The 22335-nt window shown below is 60.5% G+C and carries 21 protein-coding genes; 9 read left to right on the forward strand and 12 right to left on the reverse strand.

The annotated features are described in order from the left end of the window. Nucleotides 1–3: 3 nt before the first annotated feature. The 4 genes from PY649_RS12975 to PY649_RS12990 form a co-directional block, all read right to left on the reverse strand. Nucleotides 4–405, reverse strand: a complete 402-nt coding sequence (locus tag PY649_RS12975; protein WP_120702529.1) for a PTS sugar transporter subunit IIA — start codon at nucleotides 403–405, stop codon at nucleotides 4–6. A gap of 152 nt (nucleotides 406–557) precedes the next feature. Further along, nucleotides 558–1010, reverse strand: a complete 453-nt coding sequence (locus PY649_RS12980) for an HPr kinase/phosphorylase (protein ID WP_285868829.1) — start codon at nucleotides 1008–1010, stop codon at nucleotides 558–560. Then, complete coding sequence (locus PY649_RS12985) at nucleotides 1007–2800, reverse strand: stimulus-sensing domain-containing protein (RefSeq protein WP_432761353.1); 1794 nt, start codon at nucleotides 2798–2800, stop codon at nucleotides 1007–1009. The genes PY649_RS12980 and PY649_RS12985 overlap by 4 nt, the downstream gene beginning before the upstream one ends. A 195-nt stretch (nucleotides 2801–2995) precedes the next feature. After that, nucleotides 2996–3730, reverse strand: a complete 735-nt coding sequence (locus tag PY649_RS12990; RefSeq protein WP_285868830.1) for a response regulator transcription factor — start codon at nucleotides 3728–3730, stop codon at nucleotides 2996–2998. A 353-nt stretch (nucleotides 3731–4083) separates the two neighbouring features. Here PY649_RS12990 and PY649_RS12995 point away from each other — a divergent pair, with 353 nt between their 5' ends. From PY649_RS12995 to PY649_RS13005, 3 genes are all read left to right on the forward strand, one after another. Beyond that, nucleotides 4084–5694, forward strand: a complete 1611-nt coding sequence (locus tag PY649_RS12995; protein ID WP_285868831.1) for a phosphoenolpyruvate carboxykinase — start codon at nucleotides 4084–4086, stop codon at nucleotides 5692–5694. A gap of 249 nt (nucleotides 5695–5943) precedes the next feature. Continuing rightward, nucleotides 5944–6378 (forward strand): alternative ribosome rescue aminoacyl-tRNA hydrolase ArfB, encoded by a 435-nt coding sequence (gene arfB / locus PY649_RS13000; protein ID WP_285868832.1) that lies wholly within the window; start codon nucleotides 5944–5946, stop codon nucleotides 6376–6378. A gap of 289 nt (nucleotides 6379–6667) precedes the next feature. Then, entirely contained in the window at nucleotides 6668–7276 is a 609-nt protein-coding gene (locus PY649_RS13005; RefSeq protein ID WP_285868833.1) for an alpha-ketoglutarate-dependent dioxygenase AlkB, read from the forward strand. Nucleotides 7277–7379: 103 nt separating this feature from the next. Here PY649_RS13005 and coaA read toward each other — a convergent pair whose 3' ends face one another. The 7 genes from coaA to hisB form a co-directional block, all read right to left on the reverse strand. Next, the gene (coaA, locus tag PY649_RS13010; protein ID WP_285868834.1) at nucleotides 7380–8375 is read right to left on the reverse strand and encodes a type I pantothenate kinase; all 996 of its coding nucleotides are present in this window, start codon (nucleotides 8373–8375) and stop codon (nucleotides 7380–7382) included. A gap of 6 nt (nucleotides 8376–8381) precedes the next feature. Continuing rightward, a complete protein-coding gene (locus PY649_RS13015) occupies nucleotides 8382–8696 on the reverse strand; it encodes a phosphoribosyl-ATP diphosphatase (protein WP_285868835.1) in 315 nt (104 codons plus the stop codon). Between the two features lie 15 nt (nucleotides 8697–8711). Beyond that, entirely contained in the window at nucleotides 8712–9494 is a 783-nt protein-coding gene (hisF, locus tag PY649_RS13020) for an imidazole glycerol phosphate synthase subunit HisF (protein ID WP_285868836.1), read from the reverse strand. After that, entirely contained in the window at nucleotides 9491–10234 is a 744-nt protein-coding gene (gene hisA, locus PY649_RS13025) for a 1-(5-phosphoribosyl)-5-[(5-phosphoribosylamino)methylideneamino]imidazole-4-carboxamide isomerase (protein ID WP_285868837.1), read from the reverse strand. Before hisA ends, hisF begins: the two co-directional genes overlap by 4 nt. Before the next feature lie 84 nt (nucleotides 10235–10318). Continuing rightward, the gene (gene hisH, locus PY649_RS13030; protein ID WP_285868838.1) at nucleotides 10319–10969 is read right to left on the reverse strand and encodes an imidazole glycerol phosphate synthase subunit HisH; all 651 of its coding nucleotides are present in this window, start codon (nucleotides 10967–10969) and stop codon (nucleotides 10319–10321) included. 2 nt (nucleotides 10970–10971) lie between these two features. Further along, complete coding sequence (locus PY649_RS13035) at nucleotides 10972–11454, reverse strand: DUF2628 domain-containing protein (protein WP_285868839.1); 483 nt, start codon at nucleotides 11452–11454, stop codon at nucleotides 10972–10974. Nucleotides 11455–11479: 25 nt separating this feature from the next. Next, complete coding sequence (hisB, locus tag PY649_RS13040) at nucleotides 11480–12088, reverse strand: imidazoleglycerol-phosphate dehydratase HisB (RefSeq protein WP_285868841.1); 609 nt, start codon at nucleotides 12086–12088, stop codon at nucleotides 11480–11482. Between the two features lie 215 nt (nucleotides 12089–12303). Between hisB and hslV the strand changes: the two genes are divergently transcribed. The 6 genes from hslV to PY649_RS13070 all read left to right on the forward strand — a co-directional run bounded on the left by hslV (nucleotide 12304) and on the right by PY649_RS13070 (nucleotide 21233). Then, nucleotides 12304–12831 carry an ATP-dependent protease subunit HslV gene (gene hslV / locus PY649_RS13045; protein WP_285868842.1) on the forward strand — a complete coding sequence of 176 codons (528 nt, stop codon included), beginning with the start codon at nucleotides 12304–12306 and terminating at the stop codon, nucleotides 12829–12831. 44 nt (nucleotides 12832–12875) lie between these two features. Beyond that, nucleotides 12876–14183 (forward strand): ATP-dependent protease ATPase subunit HslU, encoded by a 1308-nt coding sequence (hslU, locus tag PY649_RS13050; protein WP_285868843.1) that lies wholly within the window; start codon nucleotides 12876–12878, stop codon nucleotides 14181–14183. 272 nt (nucleotides 14184–14455) lie between these two features. Further along, nucleotides 14456–15409, forward strand: coding sequence for a DUF1402 family protein (locus PY649_RS13055; RefSeq protein WP_285868844.1), 954 nt, complete (start codon nucleotides 14456–14458; stop codon nucleotides 15407–15409). 48 nt (nucleotides 15410–15457) lie between these two features. After that, complete coding sequence (locus PY649_RS13060; protein ID WP_285868845.1) at nucleotides 15458–16852, forward strand: cytochrome P450; 1395 nt, start codon at nucleotides 15458–15460, stop codon at nucleotides 16850–16852. 89 nt (nucleotides 16853–16941) lie between these two features. Then, on the forward strand, nucleotides 16942–18945 hold the full coding sequence (locus tag PY649_RS13065; RefSeq protein ID WP_285868846.1) for a hydantoinase/oxoprolinase N-terminal domain-containing protein: 2004 nt from the start codon (nucleotides 16942–16944) through the stop codon (nucleotides 18943–18945). Nucleotides 18946–19064: 119 nt separating this feature from the next. After that, on the forward strand, nucleotides 19065–21233 hold the full coding sequence (locus PY649_RS13070) for a malate synthase G (protein WP_285868847.1): 2169 nt from the start codon (nucleotides 19065–19067) through the stop codon (nucleotides 21231–21233). 261 nt (nucleotides 21234–21494) lie between these two features. On the opposite strand, the gene PY649_RS13075 is transcribed toward PY649_RS13070, so the two are convergent. Further along, a complete protein-coding gene (locus tag PY649_RS13075) occupies nucleotides 21495–22169 on the reverse strand; it encodes a L,D-transpeptidase (protein ID WP_285868848.1) in 675 nt (224 codons plus the stop codon). Nucleotides 22170–22335: the final 166 nt, after the last annotated feature.

The raw sequence follows: 22335 nt of genomic DNA on the forward strand, positions 1-22335 counted from the left end.
TCGTTATTTGCCGCTGAGCACACGGCTGGCCACGTTGATGTATTTGCGCCCGGCCTCTGAAGCTTCCACCAGAGCCTTCTCCATGTTGTTGTCGCCGCGCACACCTGCGAGCTTTATCAACATCGGCAAATTGACGCCGGCAATAACCTCCGTGTGGCCACTGTTCATGACGGAGATCGCGAGATTGGAGGGAGTGCCACCGAACATGTCGGTAAGGATGATGACCCCGTGGCCATCGTCAGCGCCGGAAACAGCATGCAGTATGTCCTGCCGCCGCTTATCCATATCGTCTTCGGGACCAATCGATACCGTTTCTATGAACTTCTGCGGACCAACGACATGCTCGACCGCATGCCGAAACTCTTCAGCCAGCTTGCCATGAGTGACAAGCACAAGTCCGATCATGATATTACTGCTCCCATCGCATAAGCAAACAGGTGGCCCATATCGCAATGCAGCAATGTCGTCCACCGGTGGGGGGACATCTTGGCGATGAAAAGACGAAGTGCAAGCTTAAAATATGATATTTGGGCACCTGCTGAGGCCTAAATGGCCGATTAATCCAAACGGGTGGCGATTTTTGCCATGATTACGGCCAGCGGATTCGCCGATATTGTGGACAGGCGGATCAACGGTAGGCGAATGGATTCAGTGACATCGATCTGTTCGTCTTCAGGGGGGAGCCGCTCGGCCTTTGCCGGATCGACCGGACGTATGGCGAAATGCATTTCGGCCTCAAAAACATGGGGAAGCCGGACAATGCCGGTATAGCGGATCTCCAGCAGGCCGGCGATCGACGGCGGGCATTCGGCAATGACGGCGCCGTCGCGTCGCTCAATGAAAACCTGGTCGTCCGCGACCAATGCGGCGGAAAGGCCGAGTGGCTTGGCCGCGGAGAGGCAGGCGAAGGCGAGCGAAGATTTGCCGCTGCCCGATGGTCCAAGAAACAACAGGCCGGTCTTGCCGATGACGATCGCGGTTCCGTGGATATTGGTTGCTTTGCCGCTCATGCCGGCGTTTCGGCGGGCAACGAAAGGATGAAGCGGGCGCCGAGCAGCGCTGTGCCGTCGCCGTCGACGATGTTTTCCGCGCGCAGCGATCCGCCATGCGCCTCGGCGATCTGCCGGCTGATCGACAGGCCCAAACCGGAATTCTGGCCGAAACCTTCAGCCTCCGGCCGGTCGGTATAGAAACGCTCGAAGATGCGATCGATATCTTCGGCCTGGATGCCCGGTCCGTTATCCTCGACATAGATCACGCAACGCGTTCTCGTGCGCATCAGCTTTACCGTGATCTTGCCGGTGTCCTTCGGAACGAAAGAGCGGGCGTTTTCAATGAGGTTGGTGACGATCTGGCCGATACGCAGGTCATGCCCGTCGATGGTGAATTTGGTTTTCGCGCCCGGCTTCCGGTCGACGATATAGTCTATCTCGACGGCCCTCTTCGAGTGCCCGCCCTGCCGGGAAATGTCGATCATATCGCGCAGCAGCACTTCGAGATCGAGCGATTTCGCATCGGACCGGGCAAGTTCGGCATCGAGGCGGGACGCGTCGGAAATATCACTGATTAGCCGGTCGAGGCGGCGCACGTCATGCTGAATGACATCCATCAACCGTTTCTTGGAATCGTCGCTTTTGGCGAGCGGCAGGGTCTCGACGGCGCTGCGCAGCGATGTCAGCGGGTTCTTCAGCTCATGACTGACGTCCGCGGCAAAGCTTTCGATCGCATCGATGCGGTCGTAAAGTGCCGTCGTCATTTCGCGCAGGGCGATCGACAGATTGCCGATTTCATCCTGGCGGGCCGAGAAATCCGGGATCTCCTCACGCTCCTTCGCACCGCCGCGGCGCACACGGATGGCGGCCGCCGAAAGTCGGCGCAGCGGATTGGCGATGGTGGAGGACAAAAGCAGCGACAGGACGACGTTGACCAGCGTCGCTACGCCGAAGACGCGCATAATCGCCAGGCGCTCGGCATGGACGATCTTGTCGATATCGCCGGCCTGCGTTGACAATAAGAGCACGCCAAGCACGGCGCGGAAGCGCTGGATGGGCACGGCGACGGAGACGATCAGCTCACCTTTTTCCGTGGTGCGCACCACGGCGCCGCGCACACCGGTCAGCGCATTCATCACTTCCGGATAGATCGAGCCGTCGCCCCCTGGCGCTTCCTTGTAAACCGGCAGGTTGCCCGGTTGCAGCATCTTGTTGAACAAGCCGCTGAACCAGTCCGACCAGCTCTGCTTTTCGTCCTCGACCGGCGGCAGGTCGTAGCGCAGCACCTGGCCGCGCGAATAGAGATGGCGGCTGTCGAGCAGCAGATTAGCGTCGGCGTCGAAGATGCGGGCGCGGGTGCGCGTCGGCGAAATCAGCCGCGTCAGCACCGGCGCGACCTTTTCCGGATCGATCGGGAACTCCAGATCCTCGTCGTTCGGTACAGGCGTGATGCTCTGGCCGGCCTGCAGTTCCAGCAGTTTCTGCGGGTCGATGGTGATGGAGTTGGTGTCGACCGATGCCGATGCGGAGACGGCGCCGGCGATGATTTCACCCTGTGTCAGCAGACTCTCGACCCGCGCGTCAATCAGGCCCTCGCGGAACTGGTTGAGATAGAGGATGCCGCCGACGAGAACGACGAGCGCAGCGAGGTTGAAGAACAGGATGCGCCGCGTCAGACTCGAAAAGACGGCATTGCCGAAGATGCGGCGGATCAGGGTGAAGGGGTGAGTCCACCGACGGCGAGCGATCCTGACGTCGCTCGGGCTTTCCGTGTCGTCGATATCTCTGTCTTGCACCAGTTGTGCCAAGCCAACGGCCCTTTCGAAGAACAGGATCGGCTATCCTGTCCGCATGCTCTTATTCCATTGTCCGCCGCATGGTCCAGTTAACTATCCGAGCATGATGCCGAAAAGTGTAAGCGGTTTTCGCACGACATCATGCTCCATTTTTTGATCTAGAGCAGATTCAGATTTTAGGTCGATTCGACCTAAAATCATCCGGCTCTAGGCCGCTTCGCGGAAGCGGTAGCCGACTCCATACAGCGTTTCGATCATATCAAAATCGAGATCGACCATCTTGAATTTCTTCCGGAGCCGCTTGATGTGGCTGTCTATGGTACGATCGTCGACATAGACCTGTTCATCGTAAGCCGCATCCATTAAGGCATCGCGGCTTTTCACCACGCCGGGGCGCTGCGCGAGCGAGTGCAGGATCAGGAATTCCGTGACGGTCAGCGTAACCGGTTCGCCCTTCCAGGTGCAAGTATGGCGTTCTTGGTCCATGACAAGCTGACCACGCTCCAGCGAGCGGGCCTGTTGTGCGGCGCCGGGCTTTGCCGCTGCACCGGCAACGCCGACTGCGGCCGCGGCTTCGCGGCTGGAAGCACGGCGGAGCACGGCCTTGACGCGCTCGACCAGCAGGCGCTGCGAGAAAGGCTTGGTGATGAAGTCGTCGGCGCCCATCTTCAGGCCGAAGAGCTCGTCGATCTCTTCATCCTTCGACGTCAGGAAGATGACCGGCAGATCGGACTTCTGCCGCAGGCGGCGCAAAAGCTCCATGCCGTCCATCCGCGGCATCTTGATATCGAAGATCGCCAGTTGCGGCGGCCGGGCAAGCAGTCCGTCAAGCGCAGAGGCGCCGTCGGTGTAAGTTTCCACCTTATATCCCTCGGCTTCCAAAGCTATCGATACGGAAGTCAGGATATTGCGGTCGTCGTCAACGAGCGCGATTGTCAACATTGTGTTCGTCTCCGTCATCAGTGCGCATCTCTCCCGGATTTGGAATCCAGCCCAGGTGGCTTGCCAGCTCGGTTGGCGGTAACCCGGCGCGCTTATGGGGATAAAGGTGGAACAAATTGTGGCAAAGATAAAGAGGCGGATTGCTGGGCGCCGAAGCAGTTAACCAAAGGTTGTGCGACGAAACGTCTCGGACACCGTCCATTCAAACGATTTAAAATTATCAAAATTTATTTAAATCGATTAAATGTATGATATCATTCAATATTTTTTGATAAGCTCCCTTGTGCTTTTAAAAAGACGCCTCTACGCTTTATTTAGTTTTAACGGCTACGGCCACGTAGAGGAATAAAGCGATGGAGCAATTCGGCGTCCGTAATCCCGCAATCGAACTCGAATCGATCGGCCTGGGGGCCGCCGCTAGTGTGCGTTATAACCTCCTGGAAGCTCACCTTTACGAAGAAGCGATTCGTCGGAGGGAAGCCGATTTGACCGCTCACGGTGCGCTGAGAGCATTGACTGGACAGCACACCGGCCGTTCGCCGAAGGACAAGTTCGTCGTCCGCAACAACGTCACCGAAGACCAGATCTGGTGGGACAACAACAAGCCGATGTCGCCGGAACATTTCGCGCTGCTGCACAAGGATATGCTGGCGCATGTGCACGGCAAGGACCTGTTCGTCCAGGATCTGATCGGCGGCGCGGATCATGATTACGCCCTGCCGACGCGTGTCATCACCGAATTCGCCTGGCACTCGCTGTTCATCCGCAACCTTCTCATCCGCCCCGAGCGGGCGGCGCTGGAAAGCTTCGTGCCGAAGCTCACCATCATCGACCTGCCGAGCTTCCGCGCCGACCCGGAGCGTCATGGCTGCCGCACGGAAACGGTGATCGCCTGCGATCTCGTCAACGGCATCGTCCTGATCGGCGGCACGTCCTATGCCGGCGAAATGAAGAAGTCGGTTTTCACCGTGCTGAATTACCTGCTGCCGGAACGCGGCGTCATGCCGATGCATTGTTCGGCGAATGTCGGTCCGGACGGCGATGCGGCGATCTTCTTCGGTCTGTCCGGTACCGGCAAGACGACGCTTTCGGCGGACCCGACGCGCACGCTGATCGGCGATGATGAACACGGCTGGGGCGAAAACGGCATCTTCAACTTCGAGGGTGGTTGCTACGCCAAGACCATCCGCCTCTCGGCTGAGGCCGAGCCGGAAATCTACGCGACGACCCGCCGTTTCGGCACGGTACTGGAAAATGTCGTGCTCGACGAGCATGGCGTGCCGGATCTCGACGACGGCTCGCTGACGGAGAACACCCGCAGCGCCTACCCGCTGCATTTCATTCCAAATGCATCGGAATCCGGCATGACCGGTCATCCGGAGACCATCATCATGTTAACGGCGGACGCTTTCGGCGTCATGCCGCCGATTGCCAAGCTGACGCCGGAACAGGCGATGTACCACTTCCTCTCCGGCTACACCGCCAAGGTCGCCGGCACGGAGAAAGGCGTCGTCGAGCCGGAAGCCACCTTCTCGACCTGCTTCGGCGCCCCCTTCATGCCGCGTCACCCGGCCGAATACGGCAATCTGCTGAAGGAGCTGATCGCCCGCCACGGCGCCCGTTGCTGGCTCGTCAACACCGGCTGGACTGGTGGCGCCTACGGCACGGGCCGGCGCATGCCGATCAAGGCGACCCGCGCCCTGCTTGCCGCAGCCCTGAGGGGTGACCTCGATAACGTCGAGTTCCGCATCGACCCGAATTTCGGCTTCGCCGTCCCGGTTGCCGTCGAGGGCGTCGACAACGCCATCCTCGATCCGCGTTCCACCTGGGCCGATGGCCAGGCTTATGACGCGCAGGCGGCCAAGCTGGTGCAGATGTTCGTCGCAAACTTCGAGAAATTCGAGGACCATGTCGACGGCAACGTCCGCGACGCGGCGCCGGGAATGCCTGTTGCAGCCGAGTAAGCAGCTCCCGCGGGAGCAATGACTCACGTGAAACCTATGACCCGCCCTCGTGGTTCGAGACGGCCCTCCGGGCCTCTCACCATGAGGGCGAGGCGGGTCTTTTGTGCCGATGCCGTAGTCGCTCCGCCCTCATCCTGAGGCGCATTTCTGCGCCACGCGCGGAAATGCCTCGAAGGACGAGGCCGAAACCGTAAACGACCATATTTTCAACCGCGTCCCGATATGGGATAGACGGGCGCGGAGAAAACCATGGCCAGCGACGCGCTTTACATCAACGACCGGATTACGATAGCCGGCTGGGAGCTGACGGAACAATTCGTTCTGGCGGGTGGCCCCGGCGGGCAGAACGTCAACAAGGTCGCGACGGCTGTCCAACTGTTCTTCAATATCCCGAATTCGCCGTCGCTGAACGATCGCGTCAAGGCCAACGCTACCAGGCTAGCCGGCCGACGTGTCTCCAAGGACGGCGTGTTGATGATCGAGGCCAGCCGCTTCCGCAGCCAGGACCGCAATCGCGAGGATGCGCGCGAGCGGCTGAAGGAACTGATTCTCGAAGCCGCCGCCCCGCCACCGCCGCCACGCAAGAAGACCAAGCCGACCAAAGGCTCGATCGAGCGGCGCCTGAAGGAAAAGTCCGGCCGCTCGGAGGTCAAGAAGATGCGCGGCAAGGTGGGCGGCGACTAGGTTGCTTTTCGGGCTGCGGCTTTGGTTTGGGGCCGGTAAAATAAGGCTTGTCAGGAGAGTCCTGTGTTGCCGTGGCTCTGTGCCTGGCCCTTCATCCTAGCCTTCTCCCCGCATGCGGGGAGAAGGGACGACAGTGTGAAACAATGTAGCTCTCCGTTCGAGGCGGGTTGGGGTTGGGCACGTTAAGCACCCTCGCCCCGCTTGCAGGGGGAGGGTTGGGGTGAGGGGCCAGGCCCGAAAGCGCAGCGACGGCAACCTCACTTGACCGGTACCATTGCAGGAAACGAAAATGCTCCTCCCCAACGGAATTCGCCATCTCCCCGGCTATCTCGACCGCCCCACCCAGGAAGCGCTGGTCGAAGCGATCCGTGCCGTCGTCGCCGAGGCGCCCCTTTACACCCCGGCCATGCCCGGCACAGGCAAGGAAATGTCCGTGCGCATGACCAATTGCGGTCCGCTCGGCTGGGTGACGGACAAGCAGCGCGGCTATCGCTATCAACAGACCCATCCGGTGACGGGAAATCCCTGGCCAGCGATGCCGCCGCAACTGCTAGAGTTCTGGAACGACATAACGGCCTATGAAAAGCCGCCCGAGGCTTGTCTCGTCAATTTCTACAATGACGATGCCCGCATGGGCCTGCATCAGGATCGCGACGAACAGGATTTGGCGGCACCGGTACTGTCGATTTCGCTCGGCAATAGCTGCCTGTTCCGCGTCGGCGGCCTCAATCGCAAGGATCCTACGCTATCCTTCAAGCTTTCCAGCGGCGATATCGTCGTTATCGGCGGGGAGGGCAGGCTGTGCTTCCACGGCGTCGACCGCATCCATCCGTCGACCTCGACGTTGCTGAAGAACGGCGGGCGGATAAACCTCACTTTAAGACGCGTGAACCCGTAGAGTCTGGAGCGGTTCAGCTTTTCACGGAATCTCAGAACCGCTCTATCGTTTTGTTTTTTGCAATTCCGGACGGAAAACCGCTGCGCACTTTTCCTGAAATTGCTTAGAGCTTCCTTAGCGCCACCTGCTCTATCAGATGATTCCTGCCCTTCTGCAGGATGAGATCGGCGCGGGGGCGGGTCGGCAGGATGTTCTGGCGTAGGTTCTTCAGGTTGATGTTCTTCCACAGCCCTTCGGCGGTCGCGATTGCCTCTTCCTCGGTGATCGAGGCGTAGCGATGGAAGAAGGAATTGGGATCGCGGAACGCGGTTTCGCGCAGCTTCATGAAGCGCGCGACATACCAATTGTGGATCAGATGCTCGTTGGCATCGATATAGATCGAGAAATCGAAGAAGTCGGACACCATCGGCACGATCTTGCCGTCCGCCGGCAGGTGCCGCGATTGCAGCACGTTGATGCCTTCGAAGATCAGGATATCAGGCCGGTCGACGGTCCTGTATTCGTTCGGCAGCACGTCATAGACGAGGTGCGAGTAGCAGGGCGCCTTGACATCCGGCTGCCCGGCCTTGATTGCCGAGAGGAAGCGCAGGAGTGCCGCCGTATCGTAGCTTTCCGGAAATCCCTTACGTTGCATCAGGTTGCGGCGCTGCAACTCGGCATTCGGATAGAGGAAGCCGTCGGTGGTGATCAGATCGACTTTCGGGCTTGATGGCCAGCGGCCGAGCAATTCCTTCAGGATACGGGCCGTGGTGGACTTGCCGACGGCGACGGACCCGGCGATGCCGATGACGAAGGGCGTCTTGGCGACATCGGAGAGACTGAGGAAGCGATTGCGCTGCTCGAACAGAATCTGCGAGGATTCCACATGCGAAGACAGTAGGCGTGACAGCGAAAGATAGATGCGCCGGACTTCATCGAGATCGATCGGGTCGCCCATGGAGCGCAGCCGGGTCACTTCGTCGGCGGTCAAGGTCAGCGGCGTATCGGCCCGGAATTTCGCCCACTCTTCCGAAGAAAAGAAATAGAAGGGCGAATAGGCTTTTGCCTCAAAAATATCGAGCATCTCGGGCGCAGGCAGGGTTTGTGTCGCTATTGTCATCGCAGTCTACCGGCTGGCCTTTTCCTGAAGGCCGGATTGGGCGGTGCGCCTCTCGAGCTCACCCATGACATTCTGCAACGGAATGCCGGCTATCTTCAATACGACCATTAGGTGATAAAGCAGATCGGCTGCTTCATAGGTGAGATTGTCGCGGTCGCCGGTTACCGCCGCCATGACGGCTTCGATTGCTTCCTCGCCCAGCTTCTTCGCCGCCTTCGGCTGGCCGGCGGCGAAAAGCTTCGCCGTCCAGGATTCTTCCGGCGAAGCCTTGGACCTGATCTCAACGATCTTTTCGAGGTCGGAAAGGGTAAATCCGCTCATTCGTTCCATCCGCTCCTAATCGAGCCGCATGGCGATGCCATGCTGTGACATATAGTGCTTTGCTTCGCCGACCGAATAGGTGCCGAAGTGGAAAATGGAAGCCGCGAGCACGGCCGTCGCATGACCTTCCTTGATGCCGGCGACGAGATCGTCGAGATCGCCGACGCCGCCGGAGGCGATGACCGGAACACGCACGGCATCCGCGATCGCCCGCGTCAACTCCAGATCGTAACCCACCTTGGTGCCGTCGCGGTCCATGGAGGTAACCAGCAGCTCTCCGGCGCCGCGCTCGACCATCTTCCGCGCAAAATCGACCGCATCGATGCCGGTCGCGTCGCGGCCGCCATGGGTATAGATTTCCCAGGCGCTCTGATTGTCGCCACCGAGTTGCGCGCGCCGTTTCGCATCGATGGAAACGACAATGCATTGATTGCCGAACTTGTCGGCCGCCTCGGCAACGAAATCCGGATTGTTCACCGCAGCCGAATTGATCGAAACCTTGTCGGCGCCGCAAAGCAGCAGCTTGCGGATATCGGCGATGGTGCGAACGCCGCCGCCGACCGTCACCGGCATGAAGCATTGCTCCGCCGTGCGCGCCACCACATCGAAAATCGTCTCCCTGTTGTCGGAAGAGGCGGTGATGTCGAGGAAGCAGAGTTCGTCGGCGCCAGCGGCGTCGTAAGCCTTGGCGGCTTCGACGGGATCGCCGGCATCGACGAGGTTAAGAAAATTGACGCCCTTGACGACGCGGCCGTCCTTGACGTCGAGGCAGGGGATGACGCGGGCTTTGAGGGTCATTGGGCTGCTTCCTTGGCCTGCTTGATCAGGGCCAGTGCTTCTTTTGGATCGATACGACCATCATAGAGCGCGCGGCCGGAAATCGCACCTTCCAGTTTGCAGGCATCCGGCTGGATCATGCGGCGGATATCATCAAGCGAGGCAAGCCCGCCGGACGCGATGACCGGAATGGAAACGGCCCCGGCCAGTTCCAGTGTCGAGGCCCAATTGATGCCCGTGAGAATGCCGTCGCGGTCGATGTCGGTATAGATGATCGCGGCAACGCCGGCGCCTTCGAATTGTTTCGCCAGTTCGATGACGCCGAGCTCGGAAGCCGAGGCCCAGCCCTCGACCGCCACCTTGCCACCCTTGGCGTCGATGCCGACGGCGATATGGCCCGGAAATCTCCTGCAGGCTTCGACGACAAGGGCCGGATCACGCACAGCGACCGTGCCGAGAATGACTCGAGCAAGCCCGCGCGTCAGCCAGTTTTCGATATGATCGAGCGTGCGGATGCCGCCGCCGAGCTGCACCGGGTTCTTCGTCGCCTTGAGGATGGCGTCGACGGCCGCACCATTGACGGTTTGGCCGGCGAAGGCACCGTTAAGGTCGACCACGTGCAGCCACTCGAAGCCCTGGTCTTCGAAGGCCTTGGCCTGAGCAGCCGGATCGGGATTATAGACGGTCGCCTGCTGCATATCGCCCAGCTTGAGGCGCACGCACTGGCCGTCTTTGAGGTCGATGGCGGGGAAAAGGATCATTGTGTGTTTTCCATTCTGTTTGCGCGAGCCTCAGGCATGATCCCGAAAAATGTGGAGCGGTTTTCGGAAAAGATCATGCGCACTCTAGGGCTTCCAGCGCAGGAAATTGGCGATCAGGGCGAGGCCGAGCTTCTGGCTCTTTTCCGGATGGAACTGCGAGCCGGCCATGTTGTCGCGACCGACGAAGGCGGTCATCGGCCCGCCATAGCTGGTCGTGGCGATGACATCGTCGGCGTGATCCGCCGCCAGATGGTAGGAATGCACGAAATAGGCGTGCAGCCCGTCCGGCCCTGTCGGAATGCCGTCGAAGAGCGGGTGCGGGTGTCTGAGATCCAGCGTGTTCCAGCCGATCTGGGGGATTTTCAGCGCAGGATCATTGGGTGTCATCTCCTTGACGTCGCCATTGATCCAGCCAAACCCCTTTGTGATCGTCTTTTCCAGCCCGCGCGAGGACATGAGCTGCATGCCGACGCAAATCCCCAGAAAGGGGCGGGCCTTGTGTTCCACGACATCGATCACGGCTTCCGCCATGCCTGAAACGGCGTCGAGCCCGCGGCGGCAGTCGGCATAAGCGCCGACGCCGGGAAGCACGATGCGGTCGGCGGTGGCGACGCGCTCGGCATCGTCGGTGAGATCGATTTCGGCGTCGATACCGGCTTCACGGGCCGCACGTTCGAAGGCTTTGGTGGCCGAGCGCAGGTTGCCGGAGCCGTAGTCGATAATTGCGACGCGCATACTCAGCGTCCTCCATCATAGCCGGGAAGGCCGAAAGACGGCCCGCCGCGACTGGGACTGTTGTTTGGAGAGAGAGGGATATCCCAATTGTTGGAATGGATATTCCCTTCCGGTTCCGCCTCGATGCTTGAGAAATGAATCTCTTCGGCCGTCGCCAGATTGGGCGCAGAAACCAGGCCTTCCGTCTTCCATCCCCTTGCAACCAGGTTCCGGTAGGCAGCATGGCGGCCTTCGAGCGCTGCGAGGATGTGCACACCGAGCAGGATCGCGATGCCCGCGGCGAAAAATCCCGGTCGGCGCATCAACTCCCAGCCGATACCCTGCAGCAAAAAGGCGGCGATGGCTTCCAGCCAGAGCCGGTGAAAAAGCATCCACAGCGTCGGAAACAGGAAGGCCGTCCAGGAAAAGCCGTCGCGGATGAAACGCGTGCTCGCCTGGTCTCTGTCCGGTCCTCCGGGAGGCGTCAAAATCAAATAGCTTGCCATCTCTTCACTTTCCCCATGGTGGGGCTCAGGCGAGTGTACCCTTCGTTGAGGGGACGCGGCCTGCCTGCCGCGGATCGATCTCGGTTGCCGTGCGCAGCGCGCGGGCAACCGCCTTGAAGCATGTCTCGGCAATATGGTGATTGTTGGCGCCATAATGGTTGAGGATATGCAGCGTGATGCCGGCATTCTGCGCCAAGGCCTGGAAGAATTCGCGCACCAGCTCGGTGTCGAAAGTGCCGATCTTCGGGGCGCTGAAGGCTACGTTCCAGACGAGGAAAGGCCTGCCGGACAGATCGACGGCGGCCTTCGTCATCGTCTCGTCCATGGCGAGATCGATCGAGGCATAGCGCGTGATGCCGCGACGATCGCCCAGCGCCTTGGCAATGGCCTGGCCGATGGCGATGCCGGTATCTTCGACGGCGTGATGATCGTCCACATGCAGATCGCCCTTGGTGTCGATCTCCATATCGATCAGCGAATGTCGTGATAGCTGCTCCAGCATATGGTCGAAGAAACCGACGCCCGTCGAAATCGTCGACTTGCCGCTGCCGTCGATGTTGACGGACACGGAGACCGAGGTCTCGTTGGTCTTGCGGGAAACGCTTGCCGTGCGGCTCGCTGCGGTGTCTGCCATGGGCTGCTCCATCGGGATTGACGGCCGTTCCTTATCAGGCACATCGGCAAATATCCAGAAGTTACGAATGTGCCTGCCTCTTTAGTCGGCTTCCATCCGTTATTCCGAAATAACTGCCATTTGCAATCGCAAAAAGCCCTCTTACATAGGGCATGACGGGGCCGAAACGCGGCCCGGCAGAAAGCCCGCCAAAATGGGGGCAAACAGGTGTTTAGATGACGACAATTGTGACTATTCGCAAGGGTGGCAAGGTGGTGATGGCGGGCGATGGCCAGGTCAGCCTCGGCCAGACCGTAATGAAGGGCAACGCCCGTAAGGTCCGTCGCATCGGCAAGGGCGACGTGATCGCCGGTTTCGCCGGCGCGACGGCCGATGCTTTTACGCTGCTTGAGCGGCTCGAAAAGAAGCTCGAACAATATCCAGGTCAATTGATGCGCGCTGCCGTCGAGCTCGCCAAGGATTGGCGCACGGACAAATATCTGCGCAATCTCGAAGCGATGATGCTGGTCGCCGACAAGAACGTAACGCTCGCCGTCACCGGCAACGGCGATGTGCTCGAGCCGGAACACGGCGCCATGGCGATCGGCTCTGGTGGTAATTTCGCGCTCGCCGCTGCCCGCGCTCTGATGGATACCGACAAATCGGCCGAAGACGTCGCCCGCCGCGCGCTCGACATCGCCGCCGACATCTGCGTTTACACTAATCACAATGTTGTGGTCGAAACGCTCGACTCCGAATCCTAAGTTCCGCTCTTGATTGTTTCTAGCCCTGACGGGAAGTACACGAAATGACCACTTTTTCCCCCCGCGAGATCGTTTCCGAACTCGACCGCTATATTGTCGGCCAACATGAGGCCAAGCGCGCCGTCGCGATTGCACTGCGCAACCGCTGGCGCCGTCAACAGCTCGAACCCGACCTGCGCGACGAAGTCATGCCCAAGAATATCCTGATGATCGGACCCACCGGCGTTGGCAAGACGGAAATCTCCCGCCGTCTTGCCAAGCTGGCCGGCGCGCCTTTCATCAAGGTCGAAGCCACGAAGTTCACCGAAGTCGGCTATGTCGGTCGTGACGTCGAACAGATCGTCCGCGACCTCGTCGAGGTCGGCATCGGCCTGGTGCGTGAAAAGAAGCGCACCGAAGTTCAGGCAAAGGCGCATATGAGCGCGGAAGAACGGGTGCTCGATGCCCTGGTCGGCTCTACCGCCTCACCGGCAACGCGCGACAGCTTCCGCAAGAAGCTGCGCGACGGCCAACTGGACGACAAGGAAATCGACATCGAAGTCAGCGACACCGGCTCCGGCATGCCCGGCTTTGAAATCCCCGGCATGCCCGGCGCCAATATCGGCGTGCTCAACCTCTCCGAAATGTTTGGAAAGGCCATGGGAGGCCGCACCAAGAAGGTACGCACCACGGTGAAGGACTCCTACAAGGAGCTGATCCGCGATGAATCCGACAAGCTGATCGACAATGAGGCGATCCAGCGCGAAGCTGTGCAATCCGCCGAAAATGACGGCATCGTCTTCCTCGACGAGATCGACAAGATCGCTGCCCGCGACGGCGGCATGGGTGCCGGCGTTTCCCGCGAAGGCGTGCAGCGCGACCTGCTGCCGCTGGTCGAAGGTACGACGGTTTCGACCAAGTATGGTCCGGTGAAGACCGACCATATCCTCTTCATCGCATCCGGCGCGTTCCATGTGTCGAAGCCCTCGGATCTCCTGCCGGAATTGCAGGGCCGCTTGCCGATCCGCGTCGAATTGAAGCCGCTCAGCAAGGAGGATTTCCGCCGTATCCTGACGGAGCCGGAAGCCAGCCTCATCCGCCAGTACAAGGCGCTGATGGAGACGGAAGACCTGAAGCTCGATTTCACCGACGACGCCATCGACGCCTTGGCCGATGTCGCCGTGCACCTGAACTCCACCGTCGAGAACATCGGCGCCCGCCGCCTGCAGACGGTGATGGAGCGGGTATTGGACGAAATCTCCTACAACGCGTCGGATCGCGCCGGCGCGTCGGTGACCATCGATGCCGACTACGTGCGTGAACATGTCGGCGATCTCGCCACCAATACCGACCTGTCGCGCTTCATTCTCTAATGAAGTTCGCCTAGAGCATCCCGCTTTCGGGTGGAATCGCCGGAAAGTGGATAGGATGCTCTAGATTCAAAAAGCTAGAGCGGCGTTTGTGCGTTCAAATGAACGCACGGCGCTCTAGTGACGGCATCTTGACATATTAATCACTCGACAGCGGGCCGTTAACTTTTTAGTTAAGGGCCCGTTTCCTTGTGTGCGATGGCTTTATTCGGCCAAGATTGTCCGTCAGTGAGCCGCATTGAAACATCGGATGAAACTTCGATAGGGCAGCCATCGTGCGACGCATTCTGATCACCCTTCTTCTGGCGGTTGTCAGCCTCTCCTGGATACCAGCCTATGCGAATGCGGCCGCCATGGTGCCGCCGGGCAATCGCAACGCCGAGCAGCCGCCGATCCCCGGCGCCTCGGTACGCCGCACTAAGGGCACGAATTCGACCTTCGAGCGCAAATACCAGAAGGTCCACGAGCTTCTGGCGACTGATACCCGGCTGATGTCGAAGATCAAGTCGACGGCGCGCGCCTATGGCATCGATCCCATCCATATCATCGGTGCGCTGGTCGGCGAACACACTTACAATGTCGACGCTTATGACGGCCTGCAGTCCTATTACGTCAAAGCCGCCTCCTATGCCGGCCAGAGTTTCCGCTTTGCCTATAATGGCGAAGACGTCGACGATTTTGTCGCCCGCCCGCAATTCGATGCTTGCAAGGGCAAGAAGGATTCCTACAGCCTCTGGATCTGCCGCGACGATGTCTGGGAGAGCGATTTCCGGGGCAAGACGGTCGGCGGCAAATCCTTCCCGAACAATCGTTTCAGCGCCGTGTTCTTCCAGCCTTTCTATGCCGGCCAGACCTTCGGCCTCGGCCAGGTCAACCCACTGACGGCGCTGGAGCTTTCCGATCTCGTCAGCAGCACGTCGGGTATTCCGAAGCTGGATGAAAAGGATGCCGGGAGCGTCTACAAGGCGATCATGGATCCGGATCTGTCGCTCGCCTTCGTCGCGGCCGCGATCCGCAAGTCGATCGACGACTACCGTTCGATTGCCGGCATGGACATTTCGGGCAATCCGGGCATCACGGCGACGCTCTATAATGTCGGCAATTCCCGCCAGCGTGCCTCCGCGCTCGCGGCCAAGAACCGGGGAGCGGCACAGCCGGTCTGGCCCGAAGAAAATTACTATGGCTGGCTTATCAATGATAAGCTGGACGATCTGAAGTCACTGCTCTAGACTTCGCGGACTGTTGAGAAAATAAGGTTTTCGAGGAGGTTCGATCTCATGGACATGATTTCGGAACCCTTCTCTCCGCCGGCCCCGACCCCGCGCACCGTCCCGCCATCGCGGCTGACGATCATCCGCACTATCCTGCGCAATCCGCTCGAATTATGGGGCGAACCTTCCTACACACTCCCCTGGATCATGACGCGATTCTTTCGCGAGCGTACGTTGATCGTCAATGACCCTGGTCTGATCAAACATGTTTTGGTCGACAATGCCTCGAATTATTGCATGTCCGAGATTCGCCAGCTCGTGCTCCGGCCGATCCTGCGCGACGGCCTGCTGACGGCGGAAGGTCAGGTCTGGAAGCGCTCTCGCAAGGCGGTAGCTCCGGTCTTCACGCCGCGCCACGCCCAGGGTTTTGCCGGCCAGATGCTGAGCCAGAGCGAGGCCTATGTTCGCAAATACGAGGAGGCCGGCAGCGACGGCAAGGTTTTCGACATCGCCATCGACATGACCGAGCTTACCTTCGCCATCCTCGCCGAAACGTTGTTTTCGGGTGAGATCGTCACCGAAAGCGGCCATTTCGCCGACGACGTCAACCAGCTTCTGCACCGCATGGGCCGGGTCGATCCAATGGATCTCTTGCGTGCACCCCCGTGGGTGCCGCGCGTTACCCGCATCGGCGGCCCGAAAGTGCTCGACAAGTTTCGCGGCATCGTTCGCAAGACGATGAATCTTCGTCTCGACAAGATGCAAAGGGATCGCGCCAGTGCTCCCGACGATTTCCTGACGCTGCTCTTGGAAAAGGCCGGCCCCGATGGCCTGACCATGGAGGAGATCGAAGACAATATCCTCACCTTCATCGGCGCCGGCCATGAAACGACGGCCCGTGCGCTGGCCTGGGCTCTCTATTGCGTCGCCAATACCCCGCATATCCGCGAGGCGATGGAGGCAGAGATCGATCAGGTGCTCTCCTCCGGCGCCGAGCCCGTCGCCTGGCTCGACCTGATGCCGAATGTCCGTGCTGCTTTCGAAGAGGCGATGCGCCTCTATCCACCGGCGCCGTCCATCAACCGCGCCTCGATTGCCGATGATGAGTGGACCAGCCCTGGCGGTGAGCGCGTCGAGATTCCGGCCGGAATCACCGTGCTGATTATGCCGTGGACGCTGCATCGCCACGCGCTTTATTGGGACAAGCCGCGCGCCTTCATGCCCGAACGCTTCCTTCCGGAGAATCGCGGCAAGATCAACCGCTTCCAGTACCTGCCCTTCGGCGCCGGCCCCCGCGTCTGCATCGGCGCCACCTTTGCCCTGCAGGAAGCCGTCATCGCCCTTGCCGTCATGATGCACCGCTTCCGTTTCGATGTGACCGAGGAGACCAAACCCTGGCCGGTGCAGAAGCTGACGACCCAGCCGCAAGGCGGACTGCCGATGCGGGTGACGAGGCGGTAGGATTGTTTTTGACGCTTCGCGGCTAGCGGACGGAGCGGGAAGGGTGCAATAACAGCATCACCTTCCGTTCAGAGGATTAGATCATCTCCGTGACATCGCATTTCCTGCTCGGCATCGACACCGGTGGAACCTATACCGATGCCGTTCTCTTCCATGAAAGTGACGGCGTCGTCGCGAAGGCGAAATCGCTGACCACGCGGCATGATCTGGCCGTCGGCATTGCCGGCGCTGTCGATGCGGTCATCGCCAAGGCTAGTGTCCCCGTTTCCGCGATCGGCCTCGTATCGCTATCGACGACGCTCGCCACCAACGCATTGGTTGAGGGGCAGGGCGGCCGCGCCGGGCTGGTGATGATCGGCTTCGGTCCCGACGATCTGAAACGCGACGGCCTGGCCGAGGCGCTGGGATCAGATCCCGTGCTGTTCCTGCCGGGCGGTCACAACGTCCATGGCAATGAAAGCCCGCTCGATCTGTCGGCTCTGGAAGAGGCGCTGCCGGAGCTTTCGAAGACCGTTTCGTCCTTTGCGATTGCCGGCTATTTCGCCGTGAGGAATCCGGCTCACGAAATCCGCGTGCGTGACTGTATTCGGGAGATTTCCCATCTGCCGGTCACTTGCAGTCACGAACTCTCTTCCAAGCTTGGTGGTCCGCGCCGGGCCTTGACGACGCTCTTGAATGCCCGATTGGTGTCGATGATCGACCGGCTGGTCGGCGCCTGCGAAGGGTTTCTCGCCACGCGCGGCATCACGGCGCCAATGATGGTCGTGCGCGGCGACGGTGCGCTGATCTCGGCCGCAGAAGCCAAACTCCGACCGATCGAAACCATTCTGTCCGGACCGGCGGCGAGCCTTGTCGGCGCGCGTTACCTGACAGGTCTCGGCGAGGCGGTGGTTTCAGACATCGGCGGCACCACCACTGATGTCGCCGTCATGGAGGACGGCCGGCCACGGCTCGATGCCGATGGCGCCGTTGTCGGTGGCTATCGCACCATGGTCGAAGCGGTCGCCATGCGCACCTATGGGCTCGGCGGCGATTCCGAAGTGAAAATCAACGATCGCGGCCTTGTCGCCGCCTTCGAACTCGGGCCGCGGCGTCTGCTGCCGCTCAGCCTCGTCGCCCATGCGCACGGTCAGGCCGTCATTGGCGTGTTGGAACGGCAGCTCCGTGCCCCGCATCTGGACCGCAACGTCGGCCGTTTTGCGGTGCGCACCGGCGTGCCGGACCATCTGGCGAGCGGGTTGCTGCCGCTGGAGCAGACCCTCTTCGACAAAATCGGCTTGACGCCGCTGCCACTCGACCAGCTTCTGTCGTCGACATCGCAGAAGGCGACTTTGGACCGCCTGGTCGCCCGCGGCCTCGTGCACCTCTGCGGGCTGACGCCATCGGACGCCATGCATGTGCTCGGGCGGCAAAATCAGTGGAATGCAGAAGCCGCTCGGCTGGGCCTGGCGCTGGCAATGCGGTTGAAGGACGGTTCCGGCCGTCCGATAGCCGAGTCGATAGAAGAGCTGGCGCAGAAGATCGTCGATCGCCTGACCCGGCAATCCGCCGATGTCATACTGGCCGCCTGCCTGGCGGAGGACGGCGTTAGCCATCTCGATCCGACCAAATCGATCTCGATCGACCGCGCGCTTCGCCGCGCACCGGGCATCGCTCGTTTTGCCGTTTCGCTCGATCGTCCTCTGGTCGGCCTCGGTGCTTCCGCTCCCGTTTATTACCCTGCCATCGCCGCCATGCTGGCGAGCGAGAGCGCTATTCCGGCTGATTCGGATGTGGCCAATGCGATCGGCGCCGTCGTAGGCCAGGTCCGCACCAGCGCCACTGTCTTCGTCACCATGCCCGAGGACGGCATTTATGTGCTGAACGGAGCAGGCGAGACGTTGCGTTTCACCGACGAGCAAAAGACTTTTTCTCTGGCGCGCGCGCGGGCGATCGAGGTCGCGATGGCGCAGGCGCGGTTGAATGGCGCCACGGACCCCGTCATCGCCGTGGACGAACAAGTCGATGCGCCGGAAATCGAGGGCAATCGTAAGCTCGTCGAGGCCCGCTTCATCGCCACCGCTAGCGGCCGCCCGCGTATAGCGGCAGGCTGATTGTTTCTGGAAAAGCACAAATCTTTCGAACTATTGCAAAATTGACGGAAAGCGAAACCGCCCTCAAACTGGCAGCATGTAAAAATTGAGCCGTAGGACGGCCGTGAGGAGTGATGGGTATGAGCCGAATTGACAAGAACGGGCTTCAGATTGAACCGGTGCTTTATGATTTCCTCGTCAAGGAGGCTCTACCGGGCTCCGGCGTCGATCCGGATATCTTCTTTGCCGGCTTCTCGGCGATCGTGCACGACCTCGCCCCAAAGAACCGCGATCTGCTGGCCAAGCGCGACCGGATGCAGGCTGCCCTGGACGACTGGTACCGCAAGAACGGCGCGCCAGTCGACATGGCCGCTTACGAAGCCTTCCTGCGCGAGATCGGCTATATCATTCCCGAAGGCCCAGCCTTCTCGGTCTCGACCGCCAATGTCGACCCGGAGATCGCTTCCATCGCCGGCCCGCAGCTCGTCGTTCCCGTCATGAACGCCCGCTATGCGCTGAACGCCGCCAACGCCCGCTGGGGCTCGCTTTACGACGCACTCTACGGCACGGACGCGATCCCGGAGACCGATGGCGCCGAAAAGGGCAGGGGCTACAATCCGAAGCGCGGCGAAAAGGTCATCGCCTGGGTGCGGGATTTCCTCGATACGGCGGCGCCGCTTGCTGGCGCGAGCTGGAAGGACGTCACTGGCCTCGCCGTCAAGGACGGCGCGTTGGCGATTGAAACGAACAAGGGCGCCGTCGCTCTTGCCGATGGCAAGCACTTCGCCGGTTATCTCGGCGACGCGCGTACGCCCTCGCAGATTCTGCTTCAGAATAACGGCATTCACATCGAGATCGTCATCGACGCCGGCACCGAGATCGGCAAGGCCGATGCGGCTGCGATTTCCGACGTCCGCCTGGAATCAGCGATTACCACCATCATGGACTGCGAAGATTCGATCGCCGCAGTCGACGCCGAGGACAAGGCTGAAGTCTATCGCAATTGGCTCGGGCTGATGAAGGGCGACCTGACGGAAGAAGTTTCCAAGGGCGGCAAGACCTTCACCCGAAGCCTCAATCCGGACGTGACCTACACGGCGCCCGATGGCTCGAGCTTCGATCTGCATTGCCGCTCGCTGATGCTGGTGCGCAATGTCGGTCACCTCATGACTAACCCGGCGATCCTCGACCGCGATGGCCGGGAAGTGCCCGAAGGCATCATGGACGCCGTGATCACCGGCTTGATCGCGCTCTACGACATCGGTCCGAACGGCCGGCATAAGAATTCCCGCGCCGGCTCCATGTATGTCGTCAAGCCGAAGATGCATGGCCCGGAAGAAGTGGCTTTTGCCGTCGAGATCTTCTCGCGCGTCGAAGATGTGTTCGGCATGCCGCGCAACACCATCAAGATGGGCATCATGGACGAGGAGCGCCGCACCACGGTCAACCTCAAGGAGGCCATTCGCGCCGCCAGCGACCGCGTCGTCTTCATCAATACCGGCTTCCTCGACCGCACCGGCGATGAGATCCATACCTCGATGGAAGCCGGTCCGATGATCCGCAAGGGCGATATGAAACAGGCCGCCTGGATCGCGGCTTATGAAAGCTGGAACGTCGATATCGGCCTGGAATGCGGCCTGTCCGGCCACGCCCAGATCGGCAAGGGCATGTGGGCCATGCCGGACCTGATGGCGGCGATGCTGGAACAGAAGATCGCGCATCCGAAGGCCGGCGCCAATACTGCCTGGGTGCCGTCGCCGACGGCGGCGACGTTGCATGCGACCCACTATCACCGCGTCAACGTCGCCGAGGTCCAGCGGGGCTTGGAAAGCCGCGCTCGCGCCAAGCTTTCCGACATTCTCTCCGTACCGGTCGCACCCCGCCCGAACTGGACGCCGGAAGAAATCCAGCGAGAGATCGACAACAATTCCCAGGGCATCCTCGGCTATGTCGTCCGCTGGGTCGATCAGGGCGTCGGTTGCTCCAAAGTGCCGGACATCAACAATGTCGGCCTGATGGAGGATCGCGCCACGCTGCGCATCTCGGCGCAACACATGGCCAACTGGCTGTTTCATAAGGTCATCACCGAGGCGCAGATCGTCGAGACCATGAAGCGCATGGCTGCCGTGGTCGACCAGCAGAATGCCGGTGATCCCAACTACATCGCCATGGCAGGCAATTTCGACGGCTCGGTTGCCTTCCAGGCCGCCCTCGATCTCGTGCTCAAGGGCCGCGAGCAGCCGAACGGCTACACTGAACCGGTCCTCCACCGCCGCCGCATCGAGCTGAAGGCAAAGCAGGCGGGGTGACCCTTCCCTCCATCTGAGGCCACCTCGATCCTTCGAGGCCTTGCCGCCTGCGCTGGCGCTTCGGCGGCAAGGCGCCTCAGGATGAGGGGGAGAGGGGCTTGCAGCTGGGGGAAAAGATCAGCTCTCATGGTGAGGCGGGACCGTAAGCGACCCTCAAACCACGAGGGCGGGTGAGGGCGGTATAGCGTCAATTCCCAGCCTCAAAACAAAAAGGCCGCCGGACATCGATCCGGCGGCCTTTTGAATTCCAGATGCCAGCGATTACTGGATCACGACAACCTTGGTGCTGTGACCCGGCAGAACGCGATTGTAGAGGTCGATGACGTCCTGGTTCATCAGGCGGATGCAGCCCGAGGAAGCAGCGGTGCCGATCGAAGCCCATTCCGGCGTGCCATGCAGGCGGAACAGCGTGTCCTGGCCCTTTTCATTGTAGAGATACATGGCGCGGGCGCCGAGCGGGTTTTCGAGGCCTGGGTTCATGCCATTCTCGACATACTTGGCAATCTCAGGGCGACGGACGGCCATTTCCTTCGGCGGATGCCAGTTCGGCCATTCCTGCTTCCAGGCGACATACGCGGTGCCAGACCATGCGAAGCCCTGCTTGCCGACGCCGATGCCGTAGCGCATGGCTTCGTTATTGCCAAGAATATAGTAAAGATGGCGCTCGCGCGTATTCACGATGATCGTGCCCGCAGCTTCGTCAGTCTTGTAGGAGACGATCTGGCGGCGGAACTGCGGCTTCACCTTCTGGATCGGGATCGCCGGCAGCTGGAAGCCGTTGTCACTCGTGACGCCGTAATCATCATCGAACGTCTTGATGGTGTCGGCGGCAGAGTTGGCGGTAGCGGTCGGCGTGGCGGCGGCAGCGGTGGCGTAACCAGCCGTGGCAAGCGTTGCGACAAGGCCGAGTGCGGTCATAGCATTGCGGATGCGCATGGAAGTCTCTTGGTGAGTTGTGACAGGGAATGGGGATGGTTTCCATCCATCTTTGACTATGGTTTATTTTCTATTAAATTTAGCTTTGCAAGCTGATGCGGTGCCACTTAAATAGCTCCGCCGCGCAAATTAAAGGGACATGGTTTTTTTGCAACAACGCTTGCTG

Source organism: Rhizobium mayense, assembly GCF_030272705.1.
GTDB lineage: Bacteria > Pseudomonadota > Alphaproteobacteria > Rhizobiales > Rhizobiaceae > Rhizobium > Rhizobium mayense.